The sequence below is a fragment of the Tissierella sp. genome, assembly GCF_052089545.1.
Classification (GTDB): domain Bacteria; phylum Bacillota; class Clostridia; order Tissierellales; family Tissierellaceae; genus Tissierella_A.
In genome coordinates this window covers 2,694-3,380 of the sequence record NZ_JBQDAA010000236.1, presented here as the reverse complement: position 1 = coordinate 3,380, position 687 = coordinate 2,694, and the positions used below count along the sequence as shown (strand labels likewise).

1 protein-coding gene is annotated in these 687 nt (G+C 33.8%); it reads left to right on the top strand.

Annotated elements, in window-relative coordinates; all coding sequences use genetic code 11:
* A partial coding sequence (locus ACTHW2_RS12195; RefSeq protein ID WP_442264186.1) for an SNF2-related protein occupies positions 1-687 on the top strand: 687 nt, incomplete at both ends.

The following is a 687-nucleotide window of genomic DNA, read 5'->3' as shown; positions in this document are numbered from 1 at the left end:
ACATCTTTTCTAGGAAGTGTAAATGAGTCTAAATTTGGTTGGGATTTAAATTATGAATTAGTTTGGGAAGATGATTCAAAAAAAGCTATTGATTGGGTCCAAGAGGAATTTGATTCTTTATGGAATGATAAATCAGCTGTAGCATTATCTGATTTTATAATAGAAGATATAAAAAGAATTTCAGATAGAACTGTAATAGAAACAGTAGAAGATTGGAAGGGAAAAAATGATACTAAACCTTCAAGTACGGCGGTAGAATCTCCAGTCTATAGAGAACATCTAGGGCTCTGGGAGCATCAAAAGTATTTTGTTGATTTAGCATTTAAAGACCACAAAAAAGATCATGGCGCAAGATATGTTTTGGCTGATCAAGTAGGACTTGGAAAAACCATACAACTTGCTATGTCAGCACAACTTATGGCTTTATATGGAGATAAACCTGTACTCATTATTGTTCCAAAAACCCTCATATGGCAATGGCAGGAAGAGATGAACACCTTATTAGATATGCCATCTGCTGTATGGGATGGTAAGTCATGGATAGATGAAGCAGGAATTGAATATGTAAATAGAGGTATAGAGGATATAAAAAAATGCCCTAGAAAAGTGGGTATCATATCTCAAGGTCTTATAGTTGCTAAATCAGAAGCTACTAAATATTTATTAAATAGGGAGTATGAATGTGTT